Consider the following 25,980-nt stretch of genomic DNA (forward strand, 5'->3'; position numbering starts at 1 on the left):
AAAATCAATTTGTTTGCACCGATTAACCTGAAATCAGCGGTCATTCTTTTTTGAATGACCGCTGATTTTTGATATCTATGATGAATGCTGCCAAATCCCTTTTTAAGTTAATTTGGAACCGTCACAATGGTTTGACTAGCCAATGCGTACAAGACTTTTTGGACCACTGGCCGTTGATACATGGATTCTAACGCCTTGGCATATAAGTTAACCTGCCCGGCATAGCGTTTGCTTAAGTCGGCTGGTTGCTTCACATGATCCGTTTTGTAATCAAACAGAATCAAGCCAGCCGGCGTTTCTAAATACCCATCAATAATCCCATGAATCAGAATTTTATTCTCATCGGTTTGTTCAAACTCATCAAATAAGCGCCAAGTCGGCATCAATAATGAAAATGGCACTTCGCGATGTACGTTCTTCGGTGCCGCTAAAATCTGTTGGCCCAACGAACTGGCATAAAAGCCCACAATTTCAGCTGGTGATACCAAGGCGGCCACCGCCGCTGTTAAGACCTGCTTTGCCACTAAATCAGCAATAGTCGTCGTAACCACAGTCAAAGTTATCGGTTGCGTCAACGGTAACTGTTCCAAGACCAAATGAGTGGCACTCCCCACTTCAGCACTAGTCGGAGCCTGGGCCGTTTGTAAGAACTCGGGTTGCCCTAAATCATCCGTCACATACCGACTAGTGATTGGCTGGGCCGTGACTAATGGATTGGCTTGCATCAGCGGGGTATCCGGATCTTCGAAGACCCGCTTAATTTCTGAAACGGACTGATAGGCCGTCGTCGCCGTCGCAACTTGATCTGGATAATGATAATCCAAGAGCTGAGCCACAGCGGTTTGCGTGGCAGCCGGAACCGTGTCCATGACTTGCGCCTCTACTAAATCTACGCTACTAGTGTCTTGCGCCACTGCAGCCGGCGTATCGGTCGTCGCAAACGTCTTCGAATCCGCCAATTCAATTGCGACGTGGGTCTCATTATCCGCAAATGAATAAACCGGTTGCATCCCATCCCAATAATCTTTTAAATCTGGATGGCGAATTAGTGTCATTCCCAGCCAGTCTAAGTCACTCTTTGCTGTGATGCGTGCTTGCGCATTTAATACCCGTTGAGGTGTCTCTAAAACCCGCCGCCATTGCTTGGTGGCAGCCTCAATTGTGTCAATGGTTCCTACCAGATACAATTGTTGTTCGGCCCGTGTAATCGCCACGTATAATTTCCGCATCTCTTCAGCCCGTAATTTCTGACTAACCACTTGTTGTGTGACCAATCTTGGTAGCGTGGGATATTTGACCCGTGTTTCAGGGTCCAAATAAGTAATCCCAATCCCCGCTTGCCGATCTAATAAAGCGGATTGCCGTGTATCAGTCTGATTAAATTGTTTATCGAGATCCATAATGAAGACCACTGGATATTCCAAGCCCTTACTTCCATGAATCGTCATTACACTAACAGCTTCGGTATCCGTGTCAGCCACCGCTGACGCCAAGTCTTGATCCTTAGCTTGCATCCGTTTGATGAACCGCACAAACTGGAATAAGCCCTTAAAACTCCCGGCTTCATACGCATGCGCGCGTTCATACAAGGCATTTAAGTTTGCTTGTCGTTGTTTACCGGCGGGCATACCACCAACATAATCCAAAAAACCGGTCCGTTCATAGATCCGCCAAATCAGCGTAACGAGTTGATTCCGCCGAGCTAAATCGCGAAATTCAGTCAATTGGGTCATAAACTGGTCAAGCTTGGCAAACACCACATCACCGTATTGCGTATGGTCACGTTGCGGATACTCGGTGTAAAACGTTTGTAACGCCTGAAAATAATCGCTGGTTTTATCTTGAATCCGTAAATAAACCAATTGATTTTCGTCAAAGCCAACGATAGGTGAGCGTAAAACGGCCACTAATGGAATATCCTGATACGGATTATCAATAATACTTAGTAAAGCCATCATAATTCGAATTTCAGTCGTTTGAAAATAGTTTTGCGCATCATTAACCACAATTGGGACTTGTAATTGCTTAAAAATATCAATAATCGTTAAGTTATGATTACGGGTTGGCACTAGCAACGCTGCGTCACTGTAGCGAAATGGGCGATACGTTTTGGTCGCTCGATCATAAATCGGGCGATCCATCGCTTTTAACGCTAATATTTTTTGGGCCACCATCCGAATACTACCTTCAGCAGGATCATCAATCGCAAAATCCGCCTCCACATCCGGCGTGACTGCCGGCGTGGCTTGCCCCGTTTGATAGAGCAATAAATGCGTCGTCTGTGGTAAATCGGCAGGGTAATCTTCCGGACCATACTTGAGATAAGCCGCTTCATCATATTCAATCTGGCCAACCGGTGCATCCATTAATTGACTAAAAATAAGATTCGTTAAGTTATCCACATTTTCAACCGACCGAAAATTCTCAGCTAACACAATGCGATCACCATGTGCCGGTTGCTGTCCATAGTCGCGATATTTCGATAAAAATAGTAACGGATCGGCTAGTCGAAATTGATAGATTGATTGCTTAACATCCCCTACCATAAACATATTGCCTGGTGTTTGTCGCGATATCAACTGGAGAATCGTCTCCTGCAGACTATTAATATCTTGATACTCATCCACCATCACTTCTTCAAACTGTGCCCGTAGTTGGGCTAAAGCGCCCCGCCCACTGTCGCTATCCTGCGTTAAAATTTGGAGTGCCAGATGTTCTAAGTCACTAAAATCTAACACATGGCGCCGCCGTTTTTCTGCTGCAAAGGCTGTTTTAAATTGTTGGGTCGCCTGCACGAGTTCTGTCACAATCGCCGCTGCCCCGGTCATAATATCCAAGACCTGCTGTTCATCCGCCGCAAAGTAGCGGTCACTAAGTTGTTTCAATTGCTTCTTAATACCATCAACTAAAGTCCCGACAGTGGCAGCCGCCGTAGTTCTTAGCTCATCGTCTTTATAAGTTTTCTTCAAACGACCGACCTTTAACGTTTGACATTGATCGCGTAACTCATTCCAACTGGCCGTGGTTAAAGCTGCCTGTAAAGTCGTTAATTGTGTCTGAACTAGTTGCAAAACAGTCATCGTTTTGGCTTCCAAAGCTGCATCTTTAGCGACCGTAATGGCTTGTTGACTAGTCGTTAACATCGTCTGAACTTCAGTCTGTAATAATGGTAACAACTGTGTCTGATAATAATCAGCCGTCGTTACTGTGGCTGCATTCAAGTTATAGCGGGCTGGCAATGCCGTTAACCAGGCATTCGGGTCTGGCGTTGATTGGGCAAAATCAAATAACCGCATGATTAGTGCACTGAGGCCATCATCATTACGATCATTCGAAAAATTGGCCGTTAATAAGGCAAATAAGGCACCATCATCGCCGTATAACTTTTCACGGACGGCGCCCCAAACTTGGTCACGAATCAAGAGGCCTTCCGTATTGTCTGTTAATAATCGGAACACTGGGTCCAAATCAATGACGTAATAATACCGTTGAATCAGCCGCAAACAAAAGGCATCTAGGGTACTAATATTAGCAACACCAAGTAAATTCAACTGTTGCCGTAATTGTTGTACAGCCGTGGAGGTCTGCGCTTGACCAGCTTCAGTTTTTAACAACTTGGAGATTTGGGCATTCAATTGTTGTTCTAATTTTTGTTTCATATGTTTAGCAGCTAAATTCGTAAATGTGACCACTAATAATTGGTCCAGATTCGTCCCGGCGGCTAATTTGCGCATAATGCGTTCAATTAGCACAGTCGTCTTCCCAGACCCCGCTGATGCTGAAACCAACAAGTTGTTGCCATGTTGCGTAATTGCCGCTTGTTGACTGGCTGTAAATGCTGTCATTTTGACTGACCTCCTTGTTCGTCCGCTAACCGTTGCAACACCTCAGCTGCAGTCAACGGTGGCATGTCTCGATAATTATTCTCAGCTAACATCGCATCAAATTGCATGATTGATAAATACGGCGAATATTGTAATGCCGTCGTCTTATCGGTCAATCGTACTGGATTCAACGCAACTGCACCTGCAAAAATAGCTTGTGCGGCAGCGACAATCAATGCTTGATTATGCGCCAGTAATTGCGTTAACTGCGTTTCTGTCACTAAGGATGGCGTCCGCGTATTAGCGTGATTATAAGCCCCAGAAGTCTTACGCCGAAACGGATAAATTTTGGAGACCCCACTTTGCTGTTGTAAATCACTATCCAACTGCGTTAACAAGTCCGGGTCATCCAATAAAATGCCTTTATATTTGTTCGCTTTTAGTACGGCGGCCTCAAACCCCGACTGCACATCACTAGGTTTGAGCGTCGGATTTTGAATATGCATATATAATGCACCAGCCAACTTCACTTTAGCTGGCGCCGGCGTATCGGTACCCACAATCGCTTGTTCATTAGCCAAGACTGCATCTAAATACGTCAGCATTTGCATCGCTAACCCATAATAAGCTTGTTGAAAATCAAAGCGATGGGTCGAAGACTTATAGTCCACAATACCTAAATAGCTTTGATCCGCCACTTGAATCCGATCCAAACGGTCAATTTTGCCACGGACATGCACACTGTGCGTCGCATCCACTTGAAAATCCAAGGCACGTAGTCCTTTAGTTTGGCCCACATTGCCAAACAACAACTCCGTTTGTTGCGGTTGGGCGGCAGAAAATGTGCTCTGATTACGAATCGCCACCGCCATTTGTCGTACTGTATTAATCAGCTGTTGTTGCACATAGCCCATCCGTTGCGAGCTTGCCAAAATCATAAACTGCGGTTGCGCTAATACCGTTGCGGTAACCTGATTTAAATAATGATCCAAACGACCATCGGTAACGTTGGCTAATGCAAGGTGATCCGCACGAATCGCCTTAATGAAGCCATCCAAAACCGCATGGAAGAACTCACCGGTACTAGCCGCTGAAAGTTCAAACACATCACGTTCTCGCAACTTTAAGCCATACTTTAAAAAGTACGCATATTGATTGCGATAAAATTCTTCTAACTTTGAAATTGACGTATAAATTTGATTACCGTACAGCGCTTGGACACTGGCCGCCGTCAATGGTGTGGGGACATTATGATAACTCAATCCCGTCAGCAATTGCTGCGCCAAGGCCCCAAACTGAGAATCTTGCGTTAAGCGCCGCCGTAACCAGACCCAAATGGGGGCTGGTCGCAAGGGCGCGCCTACTCGATTTCGATCAGTATTCGCCGTCAGAACTTCTCGATAAACTTGAATCACGTGCGTTAACGTCCGCCGCTTGGTCCCAATAAATGGGGCAACTTTAGTTTGCGTTGGATCTGGCGCACTCAAGTAAGTTACCACTGGTAATTTAAAATGTTGCTGTAACTGTTTGACATAATTAGACAAATTCAAATCAGTTTCCTGATCATCTTTTAACGGTGCACTTAAGAATAGTGTTTGTTGGGCATTCATAAAGGCTAAATAATTCAAGCATCGTTCATCACCTAATTGAATAACGGCAGTATCACTTAAATAATGCTCACCGGGAATTGTGACCAAAGTTGGCTGTAATGCTGATTTATCAACATCACTCAACAGGTCATTACTCATAATACGATCAGGCATCACTAGGTCAGTGGCCCCAATCATAAAGACGATCTGTCGTTGTTGACTTTGAACCATTCCACTTTCAGAAATCAGCACTTGATCCAAGGTCGCTGGGATTTGACTGTAACTCGCCCCTTCAAAGCCGGCTTGCAATAACGCTAAAAAGTCCGTGCTATCAAAAGGTTCCGCCCCTAGCGTTGTCACAAACTCATCTAACATCTGGCAAAAAGTCTGCCACGTTTGTTCAGGTTCAGCGGCCGTCGCTACGGCTTGTTGTGCTAACGCTTGATCACGCCACGCCATCAATTGTTGGGCGACCCCATGTTGGTTTAAAAAGTTAAATAAGGTCGTTGCTGCTGCGCGCCCGTCAACGGCCTGCGCCATTGCTTTAAAGAATGGCGGGAAGATTTCGGCCACAAAATGATGAATTAAATTAATTTGCGCTGTAATTGCCGCATTCTTATCAGTCTCAACACCAGCATCGCCAGCGGTGAGTTGGAAATACTCCCAATCCTGGCTTTGTAACCAGCGATTGCCCGCATACCCGCTCTTCAAAATAAAATTTTCCGTCAAATCAACAGCTTGCCGATAAGCTTGCCGGTCCATCGGTTGACCGTCCACCATCGGTAAAAGTAATTCAGTTTTCAAAATCCGCATGACATCTTGATATTGATAATGTTTGGCATCCAAATCAAATAAGGCCCCAATTAATTCGACCAAGGGATGATCTGCCATTGACCGTTGTAGATCTACGAAAAATGGAATCGCCATCGTTTGAAAAATCGGTGCTAACATCGTCTGATACCGATCCAAATGACGAGTCAATACCAAAAAATCACGATAATGATAACCTTTAGTCGCCACTAATTGGCGAATCTGACGGGCCACCTGGGCTAATTCAGTTTGCCGACTATCCGTCCGAAATAAGTGAATGTTTGAATTGTTAGCGGTTTGTGGCGTAATGGGTTGCGGCTGACCACGCCAGTAATCATCCAATGCAGCTAACCCAGCACTAACTCGGCATGTTTTGGCTTGAATATCCATCAAAACCGGAATTTTCCGAATCCGTGCATACTGGTATAGTCGATAATACAACCGACCAGTTTGGTAGAACAATTGCCCATTTTCAGGGGCTTGATCGGTTCGTGCATGATCTAACATTAGACTGATAGTCACGTCGGCACCGCGATCCAGCATTGTGGTGATAACACCTTGTTCCTGCGCCGGTAATTGCGCAAAGCCGGCCAATTCGACATACACATGCATTCCAGTCAAATCCTGTTGTTGCAAGTAGTGATTCAGCTGTGCTAAGACATCCGCCGCTTTTAGATATTTACCCGCAGTAGCTGTGGTAAAGTCAGCATAAATCAAGGCTAAATCATGTAGCTTCGCTTTTAAATCTCCGGCCGGTGCTTGTTCAGCTAGTTGAACCACTGCTTCAGGTGTTAAATTAGCCGTCTGCAATTCATTAATTTCTTTTGCCAATTGGGTCACAAAACCAGTCTGGTTACTTTCCCCACCGAAAAGTTGCAATTCCGTTGCATGCGCCCGCAAAATTTTAAAGAGCAGCATATTAACTCCAGCAGCTGATAACCGTGGGACCTGATAAGCCGCTTCATTTTTCATTAAATACCAAGCTAACCGGGTAAACGAAAACACTTGGACTTGGGTCTGCGCATATAAATCAGGCTGCGCAAAAGCTTGCGATAAGCGATTTAAAACATCAACTTCAGTCTCAAACTTGATATGATTGGGAACCAAATAAAAGAACTGATCAGTCGGTCGGGCCTTTAATGCGGCCACTAACTGAGCCACCATCGTTGTCCGGTGATCCTGCTTGGCTGGGCCTAAAACGAATTGTAAACTCACTAGAATAACCTCCCTCAATCTGAACAAACGTTCTACTAATTAAGTCTAATTATCGCATAGTTACGCCGACAAAAAAAGGACGTTACCAGCAGTTTTTCACCAGCAAAAAACGGGCCATTTGCCGACAATAAAGCCCCCAAATTTGGCTATTGAGCCAAGCTTGGGGGCTTACTAACTTTTTTAGTTTAAATCATTAGGCCCAAGCGGCCGGATCTTCCCGCCAGGCATGTAATGAAGCTAACTCTTGGTCATCAATATAATTGGCAGCCCGGGCAACTTTAATTAACGTGGTATAGTTCGACAAGCTAAACAATGGCAAGTTGGCAGCGGCAAAATTTTGCGTGGCGGCAGCCAGTTCATAACTAAAAACGGCACCGACCGCTAAAACTTCGCCCCCAGCGGCTTGAACCGCTTTAGCTGCTTGGAGCACGCTCCCACCGGTAGAGATTAAATCATCCAACATGACAACTTTAGCCCCAGGTTTAAGGACCCCTTCAATCTGACGGCCAGCGCCATGATCCTTAGGCTTAGAACGGACATAAATCAATGGTAAATCCAGGAGTTGTGCCACCCAAGCCGCATGTGGAATACCGGCAGTAGCGACACCCGCAATCACTTGGGCTTCAGGATATTGCGCGCGAATCACCGCAGCAATCCCAGCAGCAATATGTTGGCGTACCTGAGGATACGAAATCGTTAAGCGATTATCGGTGTAAATGGGGCTGTGAATCCCACTAGCCCAAGTAAATGGGTCATTAGGACGTAACGTGACCGCCTTAATTGTTAATAAATCTGTGGCAATTGTTGCTGCTATTTCAGTCATTGCTAGCACTCCATTCAGTTAAAATTTGTTGATACGCTTGATAGGGGTCAGCGGTTTGCGTAATCGGCCGGCCAATAACTAAGCCATCACTACCGGCTTGTGCCGCTGCTGCTGGTGTCATCACCCGTTGTTGATCATCAGTCGCTGCTGTTTGCGGCCGAATTCCTGGCGTAATACCGATAAAATCCGAACCAACGGCGGCATGAATTGCGGCCACTTCTTGAGCGGAACAAATGACCCCGTCGCACCCACTCGTCTGAGCTAATTGTGCATAGTGCACCACGCTAGCAGCAACCGTCCCTGGAATTCGTTGGTCTTGATTCAACATAGTTTGACTGGTCGATGTCAGTTGGGTAATCGCCAATAACTGCGGTGCTGGTAACCCACGTTCAGCGGCTCCCGCGACCAAGCCCTGTTTGGCTGCCGTCAACATAGCTGCTCCGCCGGCGGCATGCACCGTCGTATAACGAACGCCTAACCGGCCAATGACTTGCATCGCCGCCCCCACCGTATGCGGAATATCATGAAGCTTTAAATCTAAAAACACCGCATGTCCCCGGGCCTCAATGGCTGTTACAATCTGTGGTCCGGCAGCGTAAAAGAGTTCCATACCCACTTTGACCGTTAATGATAACTGCGCTGGAAAACGGTCTAAAAAAGCTAACGCCTGCGTTGCAGTTGGAAAATCCAAAGCAATTATAACTGGTCGCCTCATCCTTGCACCTCCGAAATCAATTGGGTTAAGCTCGTAATCCCATATTGATCCATTGCTGCGGGCAAGCCCGCAATAATAGCCGTACAGGCGGTCGGTTGCCCATACGTCGCTGCGCCAACTTGAACTGCGTTGGCACCGGCTAAGTAAAATTCCAATACATCAGCTGGCGTAAAGACACCCCCGACACCGATAATTGGTAACTTGGTATGTTGCCGAACTTCATGAATCATCCGCACAGCTAATGGATGAATGGCTTTGCCAGATAAGCCACCAGTGCCATGCGCTAAGATGGGTTGTCGGGTCTGCAAATCGATTCCCATCCCCGTTAGCGTATTAATCATGGTTAATCCGGCAGCCCCGCCAGCTTCAGCGGCTTGCGCAATTGGGACAATTGCCGTTACATTTGGCGTTAGCTTCATAAAAACAGGTTTATCGACAGCCGTCACAATTTGGCGTGTTAAAGCTTCCACCACGGCTGGGTCAGTCCCAAATGCCAAGCCACCGTGATCAACATTGGGACATGAAATATTAATTTCCAGTAATTTAACGTTCGGCGCCATTGCCATTTGTTGCGCTACCGTCACGTATTCGTCAAACGTGTTACCGGCCACACTTCCCACGACTGGTAAGTCTGGGTAATGCGCCGCTAGCCATGGTAACTTTTCCGCCAGCACATTTTCGATACCTGGATTTTTCAACCCAATCGCATTCAACCAACCAGCCGACGTCACGGCAGTTGTTGGCCGTGGATTACCCACGCGAGGTTGCGCGGTCGTGGATTTTATCACGAATCCACCCAAATCGCCCAGTGCTAATTGTTGCGCCATCGTTTGACCATAAGCGGCCGTCCCACTGGCAGGCATCACTGGATTTTTAAACGGTACCCCTGCTAAATTAACTGCTAATCGTTCCATGTTGATCCCCTTTTCCTATTTATAAGGCTTGCGTCACAAATGATTGTGATTCTAAGACTTGCAAAATTGCGGCAACTGTATCTAAGGCGGTAAACAACGGAATACCATGGGCAATCGCCGTATTACGAATCAACGTGCCATCATTTTCCGCTTGTTCTTCATCTGAAACGGTATTAATCACCACTTGAACTTGGCCCGCCTCCATTTGATGGCGTAAGTCATGCTCACCGGTCGCAATTTTATTGACCACTTTGACGGGCAAACCGGCGGCCATTAGGTCCGTGGCGGTCCCAGTGGTCGCCATTAATTGGAATCCCAGTTCGTGGAAACGTTGTGCTAATTGCCGCGCTTCGGGTTTATCATCATCACGCACCGTAATCAAGACATTGCCATGACTTGGGACATGCAGTTTCGCCGCTTCAAAAGCTTTATATAGCGCTTTTGCCATCGTCTGATCACTCCCCATCACTTCACCAGTAGACTTCATCTCTGGTCCTAACAGACTGTCAACACGGTTCAACTTGGAAAATGAGAATACTGGCGCTTTAACGTGCACAAGTGGCCCCGGTTGGACTAAACCTGAGGCATAGCCTTGTGCTTGCAACGTTTGTCCCAAGATAACGCGCGTTGCCACTCGAGCCATTGGAATGCCGGTCACCTTACTTAAAAATGGCACTGTCCGACTAGCCCGGGGATTGACTTCAATCACATACACTTGCTCATCGTGAATGACAAATTGGATATTCATCATACCGATGCAATTTAACGTCAAAGCCAATTGTTTCGTATAAGTCACAATTTGGTGCTGGACCGCCGCTGAAAGTGATTGTGGTGGATAAACAGCCATCGAATCGCCTGAATGGACACCCGCTCGTTCGATATGTTCCATAATGCCTGGAATTAAGACCGTTTCACCGTCACAGATGGCATCCACTTCACATTCTTTACCGACTAAATAGCGGTCCACCAATACCGGATGGTCATGCGAGACTTGGACCGCATTGTGCATGTAATAATCCAAATCCGCCCGCTTTTTAACGATTTCCATGGCACGACCGCCTAATACATAACTTGGCCGGACCAAGACCGGATAGCCTAAGCGGTCCGCAATCGCCAATGCCGTCGCCTCATCACTAGCTGTATCGCCAGCTGGTTGTGGAATCTGTAATTGTTTAATTACCCGATCAAATTCATCCCGGTCTTCAGCACGGTTCACATCCGCCACGCTAGTCCCAAGGATTTTAACACCACGTTTTGCTAACGGCGCGGCTAAGTTAATCGCAGTCTGACCACCAAATTGCACGATAACCCCTAAGGGCTGTTCCAAATCAATCACATTCAAGACATCTTCTAAGGTCAAAGGTTCAAAATATAGTTTATCGGAAATCGAGAAATCGGTTGAAACTGTTTCTGGATTACTATTCATAATAATCGCTTCATAACCAGCCTGTTGAATCGCTTTGACTGAATGAACCGTGGCATAATCAAATTCCACACCTTGACCAATCCGAATCGGTCCAGAACCGAGAACTAAGACCGATTGGCGGGCACTAACCTGACTTTCATTCTCAGTCTCATACGTGCCATAGTAGTATGGTGTTGTAGAAGCGAATTCGCCCGCACAAGTATCCACCATCTTATAAACTGGCGTTAACTGATTGGCTTGCCGGAAATGCCGAACTGTATCGACCGTTTCATGCCATAAGTCGGCCACTGTCGCATCCGCAAACCCATTTTGTTTAGCTGTCGTCAGAATTTCCAGATTATCCGGCTGCGCGGTTAACGCGCGTTCAAGTTCAATCAAATGTAATAATTTATCCAAGAAGAACACATTAATCTTAGTTAGCTCTGCTAAATCTTCAATCTGATATCCCCGGCGAATCGCGGCGGCTAAGTAAAATAACCGATCGTCTTGTGCATGAATCAACTTATCACTAAGTGTATCGTCGTCGACCGTTGCTAATGCCGGGTCATCAATATAAGTATGACCAATTTCTAAGGAGCGCACCGCTTTTAACGTCGCTTCTTCAATATTGCGGCCAATGGCCATCACTTCGCCAGTGGCTTTCATTTGGGTTCCCAGCCGGCGGTCAGCATGGGTAAACTTATCAAACGGCCACCGTGGAATCTTGCAAACCACATAATCCAATGCCGGTTCAAACTCCGCATACGTGGTACCAGTAACCGGATTTTTAATTTCATCCAAGTGCAACCCAACCGCAATTTTGGCGGCCATTTTCGCAATGGGATACCCAGTCGCCTTAGAAGCTAAGGCTGATGACCGACTCACCCGGGGGTTCACTTCGATAATATAATAGTTGAAACTGTTGGGGTCTAAGGCAAGTTGAACATTACAGCCCCCTTCAATTTTTAACGCTCGGATAATCTTTAACGACGCATCCCGTAATCGTTGCACTTCACGATCAGATAAGGTTTGGACGGGCGCATACACAATCGAATCCCCCGTATGAATTCCCACGGGATCGAAATTTTCCATGTTGCAAACCACCATCGCATTATCGGCCGCATCTCGCATGACTTCAAATTCAATTTCCTTATACCCGGCAATGCTTTGTTCAATCAAGACTTGAGTCACTGGCGACAATGCCAACCCATTTTCAGCGATCGTCCGTAAATCAGCTTCATTTTCAGCAATCCCACCACCAGTGCCACCCATAGTAAAGGCCGGGCGCACGATGACCGGATAGCCGGTCGTTGTTGCGAAAGACACGGCGTCTTCAACCGTATAAGCAATCCCCGAAGCTGGGACCGGTTCACCCAAAGTTTCCATCAACTCTTTGAATTTCTCACGATCTTCTGCTTGGTCAATCGCACTTAATTTAGTGCCTAATAATTCAATTTTTAGTGCCGTTAAAATACCGGAATCTGCTAATTCCATCGCCATATTTAAACCTTGTTGCCCACCTAAAGTTGGGAGAATGGCATCCGGATGTTCCTTACGCAGAATTTGTGAAACAAACTCTAAGGTAATGGGTTCTAAGTAAACCTGATCGGCAATTTCTTTGTCCGTCATAATAGTCGCGGGATTTGAATTAACTAAGACGACTTCATAGCCAAGTTCTTTTAAAGCTAAGCAAGCTTGCGTCCCAGAATAATCAAATTCAGCCGCCTGCCCAATAATAATGGGCCCCGAACCGATGACCATAATTTTATGAATATCTGTGCGTTTAGGCATTGAAATTGCTTCCTTTCTGTGTCTTTGGTTGGGCTGCCATTAAATCAATAAATTCATCAAAGATATGGTCAGCATCATGCGGACCTGGGGCAGCATCCGGATGATATTGCACTGAAAAGGCCGGATAATGCCGATGTCTAACGCCCTCAACGGTGCCATCATTAATTTCTTCGTGCGTGATCATCAAGTCGGTTTGGGCTAAAGAAGCGCGATCCACCGCATAACCATGATTTTGAGACGTAAAGTCAATTCGCCCCGTCGCAATTTCTCGCACCGGATGATTGAAGCCTCGATGTCCAAATTTCATTTTGAACGTATCGGCACCATTTGCTAAAGCAAATAACTGGTGGCCTAAACAGATTCCAAAGAGTGGCACGTGCTTTTCCACTTCCCGAATCATCGTCAACGCGGCAGGTACCGCTTTAGGATCACCTGGGCCATTCGTTAACATGACCCCATCTGGATTTAAAGCTAAAATTTGACTGGCCGTCGTATTGTACGGTAATACGGTCACGTTACATTGCCGTTTAGCTAATTCTCGCAAAATAGAATGTTTCAAACCGAAATCAACCACGACCACATTTGGTCCAGTCGCTGGATTTGGATAGGCATTAGTGGTAGAACTTTCAGCCACAACTGCCGCGTTTAAGACCGTGGCTTGTAGTCGCGTCACAGTATCTGGTTTAACCGTATCCACAATGGTCGCCTTCATTGCCCCCATCGTTCGAATATGTTTTGTCACTGCCCGCGTATCAATCCCCGTAATCCCAGGAATTCCGGTCATTTTCAAGTAATCATCCAACGACATTTCACTACGCCAATTGCTGGCACGGCGGGCAAGTTCATGCACAACCACCCCTTTACAAGTTGGCGTTATTGATTCATGGTCATCACGATTAATCCCATAATTACCAATTAAAGGATAGGTAAACATCAAAATTTCACCATTGTAAGATTGATCAGTAATCGATTCTTGGTAACCACTCATTCCGGTATTAAAAACTAACTCACCGAGTGCAACCGTTGGCGCCCCAAAAGCGGTACCGGGATAAATTGTCCCATCCGCTAAGACTAAATATCGTTTCATGCTTGCCGTTCCTTTCCATAAACTACCTGACCGTCCACCAAGGTCATTAATACTTGACCATAAACTTGCCAACCAATGAAGGGTGAATTATGGCCCTTCGATTGCATTTGATCGGCTTTAATCTCATAGGCTTGATCCAAATTAATAATGGCAATATCCGCAGGAACCCCGGGAGCTAGTCGACCAGCTTGTTTTAACCCAAATAATTGGGCGGGCCGGGTGCTCATCAAGGCCACTAATTGACCTAGTGTTAACAAACGGGTCCTAACTAAAGCGGTGTACAACGTGGCAAATGCCGTTTCGAGACCTGTAATGCCAAAAGCCGCGGTCCGCATTGAACCCGCTTTTTGCGCATCCGTATGTGGCGCATGATCCGTCGCAATCATATCAATGGTCCCATCGAGCAACCCCGCAATTAAAGCGGCGCGATCTTGCGGTGACCGTAATGGCGGATTCATCTTCAACATCGGATTATCGGCCGTAATGTCCGTATCCGTTAATAATAAGTGATGGGGCGAAACTTCACACGTCACATTAATCCCAGCTCGTTTGGCGTCACGAATCACCCGCACACTAGCTGCTGTAGAAACATGACACACGTGATAATGCACCCCACTGGCTTCCGCTAACAAGACATCGCGTGCAATTTGGGCAGATTCTGAAATCCCCATAATTCCCGGTAACCCTAACCGATCAGCCACCGGACCGGCGTTCATCACACCACCATAAGTTAAGGAATCATCTTCAACATGGGCCGCTAACGTTAAGCCCGCTTTAGCAGCGCCACACATGGCTTGATACATGGTTCCCGCGGTTTGAACGCCGGACCCATCGTTACTTACCGCGAACGCACCGGCTTGTTTAACGCCAGCAAAGTCAACTAATTTATCGCCGGTCCGCTCAGTGGTAATGCTGGCATATTGGGCCACATGGATATGCCCTTTTTCAGCATTAGCGGTCACCATTGCGGCTACTTTTGCCGGTGTATCCGGAACCGGCGCCACATTCGGCATGGCACCAATGGTTGTAAAGCCACCGTGAGCTGCCGCCATCGTTCCCGTGGCAATGGTCTCTTTAGCCGTCAAGCCTGGGTCGCGTAAGTGTACATGAACATCCACCAACCCGGGAATAACGAGCTGACCAGTCGCATCAATCAATTGGTCAGCAGCCCCATATTGCTGATTCAACTGTTGGCCGATGGCTTTAATCCGACCGGCTTGAATTAAAATATCTTGGGTCGTTAGTTGACCAGCTACTAAAATTTGTGCATTTTTAATTAAGGTTGACATCGACGGACTCCTTTTCTAATTGGGTCGCATCGAGCAACCCTTGCTGACCTAACAACTTAGCAACCATTGCCATCCGAACATAAACCCCGTTAGTCATCTGTTGAAAAATACGGGATTGTGGCGCTTCAACCAACTCACTGGCTAATTCGACGCCCCGATTAACCGGTGCTGGATGCATGATAATTGCCTGCGCCGGCATCTTAGCCGCTCGCGCCACCGTTAACCCATACTGTTGATGATAAGTCGTCGCATCAAAAGCGGCATTATTCACTTGAGTTAAACGTTCGTGTTGCACCCGTAATAACATCATGACATCCATCTGACCAACTAAGTCATCAAGCGGCCGATACGTCCCATAGGTAGCAAAATCACTGTTATACCATGCTTTGGGTCCACTAAAGTACACTTCTGCCCCTAGCTGGGTTAATAACATCATGTTTGAGCGGGCTACCCGTGAGTGCTGTAAATCACCCACAATGGCAATTTTCAATCCTTTAAAATGACCAAAGGCTTCATAAATCGTTAACATATCTAATAAGGATTGCGATGGATGTTGACCACTGCCATCGCCAGCATTAATCAAGCTCAACGATAACTTTGCCGCCACGATAGCATCATAATAGTGATCTTTAGGGTGGCGAATGGCGACTAAATTAACCCCGATTGCGGCCACCGTTTTAAGCGTATCTAATAAACTTTCACCCTTAGTGACGGAACTCGTTTGCGGGTCAAACGGAATAACCTGTACCCCTAAGCGGCGTTCGGCCATCTCAAAACTGGTATGGGTCCGCGTACTGTTCTCAAAAAACAAATTCATGGCGTAGACCGGTTGCTTTAACGATACCGTTAACCCCCGTTTGAACGCTTGCGCCAAATGAATATAGGTCATCACATCGGTGTTACTAAATTGATCAACACTTACTAAATTAGTCGTTGTTTGCATGCTCTTTTGCCGTCTCCTCATTATTTTTAGCCTAAGAAAAAAGTCTAACCCCGTTGCAAATTTGTTTGCAAAGAGGTTAGACTCCGATTAAAATGACCACGCATGGTCAACCGTTTCGTTCCTCTCTGGAAACAATTAAATGGTTAATTATTCAATTCATTATTCTAATTTTTCGATAGCGATACCGTCATGACCATCATGTTCTTCTAAGGCGACGCTCACTTGTTCATCTAACGCCGTCGGAATGTTCTTACCAATAAAGTCTGGCCGAATTGGCAATTCCCGATGACCACGATCAACTAAGACAGCTAGTGAAATTTTGGCTGGCCGACCTTGATCCATCAAGGCATCTAATGCGGCACGCACCGTCCGCCCGGTAAATAACACATCATCGACTAAAATAATATGCTTGCCATTAATATCAACTGGAATTTCAGCGCCATTTAAGCGGGCTTGTCCCTGAACATCAATCGCATGATGATCGTCGCGGTATAAGGTAATATCTAATGAACCAACTGGCACGTCGACGCCTTCTAATTGCTTTAGACGTTGCGCCAACCGTTGCGCCAAAAAAATCCCCCGGGTTTTAATCCCGATAAAGACCAAATTACCAACGCCTTTATTTTGTTCAATAATTTCGTACGTAATCCGCGTTAACGCGCGGCGCATCGTCATTGCATCAACGACTTCTCGTGCCATAATAGTCAGCTCCATTCATTTTATTGGGCGGTGCGGGGAAAAGAAAAAAGTCCCCCCGTTTTTCCTGCGAAAAGCGTGGGAGACTCCTAGTTACCGTTCCCCTTGTTAGCCTCACAGGACTAATTTAAAGGTGCTCTTTAATTTCACTAAGTGTAACTAAATGTCAGTAGCCTGTCAAGGAAAGATTCCAAGTTGGCAAGACCAAGTCCTACTATCATTATCACCACTATCAACCCGAATTTCGGCCTACCGGTTCGGTCAAAATTTCCGATTACGCATTTCTTTAAAGACTTTTAATTAGCGGCCTAATGCCCGTCGTTACTGACTTTCATCCCAGTTGCACCCAGTATTATCTGGATGTCGTCAGCTTAAATCGCTCGGCTTACGCTATACTAAATGAACAACAAATTTACTGAGGTGACTAAATTGAAACAGCGCACTAATCCCGCCCGCGAGCAGCTCTTGTTCGGTAGCGGCTTAATGCTAGTAGCGGGAGCTTTAGAAGCTTACACTTACTTGGAGCACGGCGCCGTCTTTGCTGGCTTCCAAACGGGAAACTTAATGTTACTCGGTTTACAGCTCGGCCAACTAAACTTCACTCGGTTAGGCAATTACATGGTAGCGATGCTCGCTTTTATGCTCGGAACGGTCTTAGTTCGGCGCTTACACACCTATCAAGTTCGTAAGCATTATCAACCAACTACTGGCTTACTCTGGTCAGAATTGCTTATTTTAGTGCTAACAACGCTTTTCATGACGTGGTTACCAGAAGTGGTCTTGGTCGGTTTATTAGCGTTAGCGGCGGCCGTTCAAGTTCACACTTTCCAGACCCTAAAAGCGACAACCTTAACGAGCAGTCTTTTAACTGACCGTTTTCGCACGCTAGCAACTGCCTTAGATGCGGGCATCCGCCATCATGACCAAGCAGCACGGGTCCAAGCTTTAGATATGCTCCTTACTATGGGAAGTTTCGGTCTTGGGGCCGTCCTGATTGGCCTATTAGCACCACTGCTTAAAGATTATACCTTGCTTGGTCCGGTAGTCGGCCTATTGGGCTTAATTCTATGGCGTCATCAGCGGCAACAACAACGGCAATGGAAGCATTAGCCACTTAAAAAACTAATCACGACCGGAATTTTGTAAATTCTTGCCGTGATTAGTTTTTTTAGCGCTAACAGCCGTCGCATCATTAACCCAACTAACTTTCAGCTAAAACAATTCATCATTTTTTAATCTTATTTTCATTTAAATATAGTCAAACTGCCAAATTATCGGTATACTACTTGTGAAAGATAACCAATTTTAGGGGGATTGCATGCGTTTACAAACTTTATTACAAACCCCATCCATGCATCAGATGCGGGTCATTGCAGGTACTCAGGGACTCAACCGAGAAATTCACAGTATTGGGATGATTGAATCACCCGACGTTGCTAACTATTTAAAAGCCCATCAGTTTCTCATTACTAATGGTTATCCCTTTACTAATGCCACGACTGACCCGGCAACGCTAATTCAAGCAATGCACCACGCCAATTGTGCCGGCCTAGGGGTAAAGGATCAACGCTTTTTGGACCACCTGCCAGCTGCTGTGATGGCATTAGCTAACACCCTTGATTTTCCCATTATTGTGACTCCCGCTACCGAATTAATCTCAACAACGATGCGTAAAATGCTCACCATTATTCTCAGCTCCCAAACAGATGAGTTGAGTCGCATCGTTCAAGTCAATCAAACCTTAGCGGACTTATTATTGAAAGATCCGTCGTATGCCACGGTCTTGAATAAATGCAGTGACTTAATTACGCATCCACTATTTTTAATGGACAGTCATTTTCGCGTGGTCAGTGCTTCAGAAGACTTACCCATGACACGTCACACATTAACACATTATTTACGCACCGAAACCAATATCGATTATTTAAATTTACATACCCGATTAACTTTAGACTATCAAGGTCAATCCATTACGATTCACCCTTTATTTTCTGCTTATAAAGAAAATAAAGCGTTCATCGGTATTTTAAATTTCGATGCCACTAACTCCACTGACCAGATGTTAGCCCAAATCGTCTTAAATACCCTCAGCTTCGTGAATAGCCGTACTGATATGTTAAACGAATCTGCATTTCGTAACCAAAGTGGCTTCTATTTGAATGTTATGGACGGCGGCATTTCTAATGACTTGATTCATAAAACTTTGAAGAGTCGCGAGATTGACCCAAGCACGAAGTTCCACTGTGCAACCATTCTAGTGACGACACCGCACCAAACACTCTTGAGCAATGCCTTGTTGGAACAAGTTCAGCAGCTAACATTGTGGTTTATTAAAGAATATCAGACACCAGTCATTGCTTTTTCACTCAAACAACAACTGGTACTACTGATTAATGAGCGCCAAAATGCCCAACACTTTTTATTAGCACTAGTCAACTTCATTCAACCACGGCTGACAAAACCCGCGCGCCTGATAGCCGGTTATAGCTACTCCACCTTACCGTTAACTGAACTAGCCACCATTTATAATGAAGCCGCTGAAGCGTTGGCTTTAAGCCGACAAAGTCAACAAGCGGTCACGATTTATCGTCCGAAATACGTCAAAGAACTGATTTCATTGATTCCACATAATGAAGCAAAATCTTTTGTCGAGCGCGTTTTAGGTGGGTTAGTTGGGGGCGTGAGTGCCAGCGAACAACTGAACCTATTAAATACGTTATACGGCTTCTTTTACTATCATCAAAATATTGCCGAAGTTGCCGGTCATCTGTCGATTCACCGTAACACCGTTATTTATCGCTTAAAGAAAATTGAAAAAATGCTGATGCTGACCTTGGATGACCCTGAACAAACGCAGACGCTTGAAATGGCTGTTTTACTTTGGCACCATCAACAGGTAAAAAAGTGAACGTTTTCATTTTTGCCGGGAGTGCTTGTGACGATTTCACGAACATTAATTTGTTCGATTCCGTTTGTATTCGGTTTTCATCTATGCTAAACTTATCCCATTCTAATACGAGTAATTGCCTATATAATGTCATGATATGGATGACGAGTTTCTACCCAGTGCCGTAAACACTGGACTATAAGCAAACGAGGACATCCCGTTTGCCGGGGTGTCCTTTTTTTCGGGCATATTCGCAGAATTGAGGAGGAAGATTTTTTGAAAGAGACCATTGCAACCCCTAAAATCTCCAATGTCAAAGCGGCGATTTTAGGTTTTCAACATTTATTAGCGATGTATTCTGGTGACGTTTTAGTGCCCTTATTGATTGGTGCCGCCCTGCATTTTAGCGCGCAACAAATGACTTATTTAGTTTCAATTGATATTTTTATGTGTGGTATTGCAACTTTCTTACAATTAAAGCGCACACCATTAACCGGGATTGGACTACCAGTCGTTTTAGGCTGTGCCGTCCAAGCGGTCAATCCCTTAATCCAGATTGGTAAAACTTATGGTTTGGGGACAATGTACGGCTCAATTATTGGCGCCGGAATCTTCATCTTCTTAATTGCGGGCCTATTCTCTAAAATTAAAAGCTTATTTCCTCCGGTCGTCACCGGATCATTAATTACGATTATCGGGTTTACTTTAATCCCAGTCGCCTTTGAAAACTTGGGTGGCGGTGATACCAGTGCTAAAAACTTTGGTAGCTTGCCAGCCTTAGGAATTGGATTCTTAACGATTGCGATTATTTTACTCATCAGTGTCTTTGCTAAAGGGTTTATGAAGTCCGTCGCCATCCTAATCGGGATTCTGGCTGGAACTTTACTGGCCGGAGCCTTCGGGATGGTGTCTTTAAAGCCCGTTGCCGCTGCCAGTTGGTTCCACTTGCCAACTTTATTCTACTTCGGCACGCCACACTTTGAATGGTCGTCAATTTTGACCATGATTTTAGTTTCCTTAACCACTATGGTTGAATCAACCGGTGTCTTCTTCGCATTAGGCGATATCACCGGGCGTAAAATTGAGGGCGATGACTTAAAACGTGGTTATCGTGCCGAGGGCTTAGCCGTTATCTTGGGTGGTTTGTTCAACACCTTCCCTTACTCTACTTTCTCTGAAAATGTCGGCGTCGTTCAATTATCCGGCGTCAAAACACGTAAACCAATTTACTTTTCTGCCGCTTTCCTAGTTTTACTCGGCTTATTACCAAAAGTCGGTGCTTTAGCAACGGTCATTCCGGCGCCAGTTTTAGGGGGTGCCATGGTCGTCATGTTCGGGATTGTCGGTATTCAAGGTATTCGGATGTTGGCGCAAGTTGATTTTCAAAACAACAATAACTTATTGGTTTCTGCCGTTTCAATTGGATTAGGGTTAGGCGTTACCGTCCAAACAAACATTTTCCAATTTTTACCCAATGCCTTGCAAATCATGTTAAGCAACGGGGTCGTCGTTGGTAGCTTAGCAGCCGTCTTACTCAATCTCCTCTTTAATCGGCATGCTGCTGAAAAAAAGATCGATGACGAAGCGGTTGGACTAAATGAAACTGATCACTAATGGTGCACTAACAAGCTTTAGACAACTGAAAAAATTGCGATCAGAATTTCATGACTTCTGATCGCAATTTTTTTGTTATCATGGTTGCCAAAAATCAGTTTGTGCTGCTTAACCTGAAACCACTATGTTATACTGGATAATTGTTGAATTGTTAAGTTTTTACTACGTTAGGAGTGGACCACTATTTTAGAGCAATTATTTCATTTGAAGCAACGTCGCACAACTGTCCGGGCCGAATTGGTCGGTGGGCTGACGACCTTCTTAGCCATGTCTTACATCCTTGCCGTAAACCCCGAACTATTGGGAAGTGCCGGCATGAACAAGTCCGCCGTCTTCACAGCTACCGTCTTGGCCGCAATTGTCGGTTGCTTATTGATGGGGTTAGTCGCAAATTTCCCCGTTGCGTTAGCACCTGGAATGGGCTTAAATGCCTTCTTCACTTATACCGTCGTCCAAGAATGGCATATTCCATGGCAAACTGCCTTAGCGGGGGTATTTGTCGCTGGGATTTTATTCATTTTATTAACCCTTTCTAAATTACGCGACCAACTAATCAACTTGATTCCAAGTGCGTTGAAATATGCGGTTTCTGCCGGCATCGGCTTATTCATCGCCTTTTCTGGGTTGCAAACTTCCGGCATTATTGTTGCTAACAAGTCCAATGCGGTCGCTTTGGGTAACTTGCATAATCCGACTGTTTTATTGGCCATTTTCGGGATTGTCGTTGGGGTGATGTTAGTTACAGCGAACGTGACTGGTGGCATTTTCTGGGGCATGTTTATTACCGCTGCGGTGGGCATGATCTTCCAGATCATCCCGTTACCAACCGGGATTGTTAGTGGTATTCCTAGTGTACAACCGATTTTCGGTCAAGCACTGACCCATTTAACCGATATCAACTCGTTTCAAATGATTATCGTGATTCTCACATTCTTCATTATCGGACTCTTTGATACTTCAGGAACACTAGTCGGGGTTGCCACTGAAGCTGGCATGGTCAACCATGACACCGGCGAAGTTAAAGGCGTTGGTAAGGCCTTGTTTAGTGGGGCTTTAGCCACAACAATCGGTGCTATCTTTGGGACTTCTCCTACTACCGCTTATGTTGAATCAACCTCCGGCGTGGCTGTCGGTGCTCGCACCGGACTATCCTCAGTCGTTGCCGCGGCCTTATTCGTTGTTGCCGCCTTTTTCTCACCGGTTTTAACAGTAATTACCTCAGCCGTAACTGCTTCAGCCTTGATTATCGTCGGGATTTTAATGCTATCAAATGTTCAATATATTGATTGGACTAAGTTTGAAATTGCTGTGCCGGCCTTTTTCACGATGATCATGATGTTATTGACCTACAGTATTTCAGAAGGTCTCGCGGTTGGCTTTATCTTCTACCCAATTACCATGACAGTTAAAGGTCGTTGGCGTGAAGTCAATGCCTTAATGTGGACCATGATGGTTGTCTTCATCTTATATTTTACTTTTGTCGCTTAACTCATTAAGCACCCAAGCCAAATTGATTTTTGCGAACGACTACGAAAAGTTGCTGCCAGCAGTTCTGAATTCTGGCAACAACTTTTTTAACTTACTTTGCTTAATTAAGCGCCCCAAACCTCGGTCGCAATTGACTTAACGAGCGCGATTTTTGCCCATTGTTGGGCTTCAGTCAAGACATTGCCTTCTTCGGTCGAAGCAAAGCCACACTGTGTGCTTAAACATAACCGGTCCAAAGGAATGTATTTGGCAGCTTCATAAATGCGATCAATAATCGTTTGACGTACTTCCAGTTCACCCGACTTTGAGGTAATTAAACCGAGCACCACCAATTTATCAGCACTCACCAACTGTAATGGGTCAAAACCACCGGCCCGATCACTGTCATATTCCAAGTAATACGCGTGCACCTTCTCATGGTTGAACAATGGGTCAGCCACCGTATCGTAACCCCCAGCTGATGCCCAAGTTGAATGATAATTACCGCGACAAATATGCGTATTAATCGTTAAATCCGCTGGTAAATCTTGAATAGCCGCATTATTAACCGCTAAGTAGAGTTGTTTATTTTCAGTCAACACCGCATCGTTACGCTGCGAAACTGCACCGGTTTCTGCACCTTTGGCATGGTTCCCTGCCAACATTCCCCAAGTACAATCATCCAGTTGAATCGTGCGTGCACCAGCTGCATATAAGGCTAACAGAACTTGATGATAAGCCGCTGCCAAATCGGCCACCACCGCTTCATCAGTCGCATAAACCCGGCGTAAAGCCGCTATATTTTCAGGACGTTGTAATTCAGCTAAACATTGCGCCGGTGCAGGTAAGGTCTGCTTGACTTGAATACCCGCACTGACATGTGCTTGGACAAATTTAAAATGGTCAACAAACGGATGGTTAGCACCACCCAACTTGCCAGTAACCGTCGCTGATTCGGCCCGCGTTTCTTCATCATGGAAAACGTACCCTTGATCGAGCGTCTTCTTAGCAATTCCTTGTAAGCCCCAGAAAAAATCTAAATGCCACCAACTACGCCGGAATTCACCATCAGTCACAGCCTTTAAGCCCGCTGCCTCTTGTTGTTTGATCAGGGTCACAATGGCTTGATCTTCCACCGCCGTCAATTGTTCAGCGGTAATGGTGCCTTGGGCAAATTGTGCCCGGGCCGTCTTTAAAGCTTGTGGGCGTAAAAAGCTTCCAACCGTGTCATACCGAAATGGGGATGTTGTTTGTTTAGTAAAAGCTGTTGTTGTCGTCATAAATAAATCCTCCGTTTAAAATTTAATTTAATGTTAATAATCAAAAAAATCGCCCCTTCTAACCACAATTGTGATTAAAAGGGACGATTTTTTGCGTGTTACCACCCTAACTTCGCCAGTTGCTGACACAACTAGCCTCAACAGTACCCAAAATAGCGGATACCTGACAAGTTAACGGTTGTAACCGGCCAGACAGCGTGAACCATCTGACATGCTCAGAGCTCATCTTCAATTTCAACTATAAGCCCCGTTTGCACTAGCCGGGGTCACTGCGACTTAAGTTTGAAATTTACTCTTCTCTTCAACGCAAATATTAGATTACGATTAAATGTTGATTAAACTATAAGTCGTTTTGACCAGCTTGTCAAGGTGACGACAGTTTTTTATTTTTCAGCTAACCCTTGCTGACCAATATCGGTCCGATAAATTAAGGGCCCGACGTTCAACTGATCAAGTTGTGCATAGGCAGCCATTTGCGCGGCCTTTAAATTAGCCGCATGTGCCGTCACCATCATCACCCGGCCGCCTGCACTAACCAACTGTTGCGGTGTTCCAGCGACACTAGCGTAATCCGCACCGGCTAAGGTTGGCACCGCAACCCCCTTTTTAGTCGGTCCAGGATAGCCGGGTGCCGCCAAGACTACCCCCAAATAAGTCGCCGTGGTTTGCCAATGCACTGCAGGTTGCTGATGATGGATCAAAGCTAAAATCACTTGATAAAAATCACTTTGCAACTGTGGTAATAAAATTTGCGTTTCCGGATCACCCAACCGTAAATTATATTCAATCACTTGCGGCCCAGTCGGGGTAATCACCCCACCGACATAAATAACCCCTTCAAAACTTAAGTGCTCCGCTTTTAAGCCGGCCAACGTCGGTACCACAATCTGATCAATGGTGGCTTGAGTGATTGCCGGTGTCACTTGTGGCACTGGGGAATAAGCGCCCATCCCACCAGTATTGGGCCCCCGATCATGATCACGTAATCGTTTATGGTCTTGCGCCGTTGGCAACATTACATAGTGTTCACCACCGACTAAGACCATTTGTGAAAATTCAAAACCGGCGACATAAGCTTCGATTAAGACCGTATCAGTCGTTGCAAATGCTTGGGTTAAGGCTGCCGCTGCTTGGTCATATGTCGTGGCTACGGTGACGCCCTTGCCCGCCGCTAAGCCATCAACTTTAATCACTTGAGGCAATGGTCCCTGACGACTGGCTGTTAAGGCCGTCGCTAAGTCATGAAACAACTGATAATCCGCAGTTGGAATCTGATGTCGTTGCATAAATTGTTTGGCAAAAACTTTCGAACTTTCTAAGCGAGCTGCTGCTTGTTGCGGGCCAAAGACGGTTAAACCGGCTGCCTGAAAAGCATCGACAATCCCAGCAGCTAATGGAACTTCCGGACCAATGAACGTTAAGTCAATCGCCTTTTCGTGAGCAAAGGCCACTAAAGCCGCAAAATCCAGCTCCTCAATTGCAACGGTCTGAATCAGATCCAACTGCATCCCTGGATTTCCAGGTGCACAATAGACCGTCGTCACTTGTGGACTTGCGAGCATTGCTTTGGCAATGGCATGCTCGCGGCCACCGCCACCAACAACTAGAACTTTAGCCATGCTTAGTCCCCC

16 protein-coding genes and 1 riboswitch are annotated in these 25,980 nt (G+C 45.8%); of the genes, 4 read left to right on the top strand and 12 right to left on the bottom strand.

Annotated features, from left to right (window positions below):
• Positions 1 to 107: 107 nt before the first annotated feature.
• From addA to pyrR, 10 genes are all read right to left on the bottom strand, one after another.
• Positions 108 to 3,845: a helicase-exonuclease AddAB subunit AddA gene (addA, locus tag C5Z26_RS05345; protein WP_105448951.1), complete on the bottom strand. Its 3,738-nt coding sequence runs from the start codon at positions 3,843 to 3,845 to the stop codon at positions 108 to 110.
• Entirely contained in the window at positions 3,842 to 7,438 is a 3,597-nt protein-coding gene (locus C5Z26_RS05350; RefSeq protein ID WP_105448952.1) for a PD-(D/E)XK nuclease family protein, read from the bottom strand. Before C5Z26_RS05350 ends, addA begins: the two co-directional genes overlap by 4 nt.
• 193 nt (positions 7,439 to 7,631) lie before the next feature.
• A complete protein-coding gene (pyrE, locus tag C5Z26_RS05355; protein WP_105448953.1) occupies positions 7,632 to 8,261 on the bottom strand; it encodes an orotate phosphoribosyltransferase in 630 nt (209 codons plus the stop codon).
• Positions 8,254 to 8,976, bottom strand: a complete 723-nt coding sequence (gene pyrF, locus C5Z26_RS05360) for an orotidine-5'-phosphate decarboxylase (protein ID WP_105448954.1) — start codon at positions 8,974 to 8,976, stop codon at positions 8,254 to 8,256. The genes pyrE and pyrF overlap by 8 nt, the downstream gene beginning before the upstream one ends.
• On the bottom strand, positions 8,973 to 9,890 hold the full coding sequence (locus C5Z26_RS05365) for a dihydroorotate dehydrogenase (RefSeq protein WP_105448955.1): 918 nt from the start codon (positions 9,888 to 9,890) through the stop codon (positions 8,973 to 8,975). The genes pyrF and C5Z26_RS05365 overlap by 4 nt, the downstream gene beginning before the upstream one ends.
• Positions 9,891 to 9,909: 19 nt before the next feature.
• Positions 9,910 to 13,086, bottom strand: a complete 3,177-nt coding sequence (carB, locus tag C5Z26_RS05370) for a carbamoyl-phosphate synthase large subunit (protein ID WP_105448956.1) — start codon at positions 13,084 to 13,086, stop codon at positions 9,910 to 9,912.
• Positions 13,079 to 14,173 carry a carbamoyl phosphate synthase small subunit gene (locus C5Z26_RS05375; protein WP_105448957.1) on the bottom strand — a complete coding sequence of 365 codons (1,095 nt, stop codon included), beginning with the start codon at positions 14,171 to 14,173 and terminating at the stop codon, positions 13,079 to 13,081. The genes carB and C5Z26_RS05375 overlap by 8 nt, the downstream gene beginning before the upstream one ends.
• A complete protein-coding gene (gene pyrC / locus C5Z26_RS05380; RefSeq protein WP_105448958.1) occupies positions 14,170 to 15,462 on the bottom strand; it encodes a dihydroorotase in 1,293 nt (430 codons plus the stop codon). The genes C5Z26_RS05375 and pyrC overlap by 4 nt, the downstream gene beginning before the upstream one ends.
• Entirely contained in the window at positions 15,446 to 16,405 is a 960-nt protein-coding gene (locus C5Z26_RS05385) for an aspartate carbamoyltransferase catalytic subunit (protein WP_105448959.1), read from the bottom strand. The genes pyrC and C5Z26_RS05385 overlap by 17 nt, the downstream gene beginning before the upstream one ends.
• Positions 16,406 to 16,564: 159 nt before the next feature.
• Entirely contained in the window at positions 16,565 to 17,104 is a 540-nt protein-coding gene (pyrR, locus tag C5Z26_RS05390) for a bifunctional pyr operon transcriptional regulator/uracil phosphoribosyltransferase PyrR (protein ID WP_105448960.1), read from the bottom strand.
• A gap of 417 nt (positions 17,105 to 17,521) precedes the next feature.
• On the opposite strand from pyrR, the gene C5Z26_RS05395 reads away from it, so the two are divergent.
• The 4 genes from C5Z26_RS05395 to C5Z26_RS05410 all read left to right on the top strand — a co-directional run bounded on the left by C5Z26_RS05395 (position 17,522) and on the right by C5Z26_RS05410 (position 23,090).
• A complete protein-coding gene (locus C5Z26_RS05395; RefSeq protein ID WP_370447983.1) occupies positions 17,522 to 18,211 on the top strand; it encodes a DUF1275 family protein in 690 nt (229 codons plus the stop codon).
• A gap of 208 nt (positions 18,212 to 18,419) precedes the next feature.
• Positions 18,420 to 20,009 carry a PucR family transcriptional regulator gene (locus C5Z26_RS05400; protein ID WP_105448962.1) on the top strand — a complete coding sequence of 530 codons (1,590 nt, stop codon included), beginning with the start codon at positions 18,420 to 18,422 and terminating at the stop codon, positions 20,007 to 20,009.
• A 99-nt stretch (positions 20,010 to 20,108) separates the two neighbouring features.
• Positions 20,109 to 20,207, top strand: a riboswitch (purine riboswitch).
• A 57-nt stretch (positions 20,208 to 20,264) separates the two neighbouring features.
• A complete protein-coding gene (locus C5Z26_RS05405) occupies positions 20,265 to 21,602 on the top strand; it encodes a nucleobase:cation symporter-2 family protein (protein WP_105448963.1) in 1,338 nt (445 codons plus the stop codon).
• A 204-nt stretch (positions 21,603 to 21,806) separates the two neighbouring features.
• On the top strand, positions 21,807 to 23,090 hold the full coding sequence (locus C5Z26_RS05410; protein ID WP_105448964.1) for an NCS2 family permease: 1,284 nt from the start codon (positions 21,807 to 21,809) through the stop codon (positions 23,088 to 23,090).
• Positions 23,091 to 23,194: 104 nt separating this feature from the next.
• On the opposite strand, the gene C5Z26_RS05415 is transcribed toward C5Z26_RS05410, so the two are convergent.
• Positions 23,195 to 24,349: a 5-methyltetrahydropteroyltriglutamate--homocysteine S-methyltransferase gene (locus C5Z26_RS05415; RefSeq protein WP_105448965.1), complete on the bottom strand. Its 1,155-nt coding sequence runs from the start codon at positions 24,347 to 24,349 to the stop codon at positions 23,195 to 23,197.
• A gap of 383 nt (positions 24,350 to 24,732) precedes the next feature.
• The gene (purD, locus tag C5Z26_RS05420) at positions 24,733 to 25,968 is read right to left on the bottom strand and encodes a phosphoribosylamine--glycine ligase (RefSeq protein ID WP_105448966.1); all 1,236 of its coding nucleotides are present in this window, start codon (positions 25,966 to 25,968) and stop codon (positions 24,733 to 24,735) included.
• Positions 25,969 to 25,980 lie beyond the last annotated feature (12 nt).

Source organism: Lactobacillus sp. CBA3606 (genome assembly GCF_002970935.1).
Taxonomy (GTDB): Bacteria; Bacillota; Bacilli; order Lactobacillales; family Lactobacillaceae; genus Lactiplantibacillus.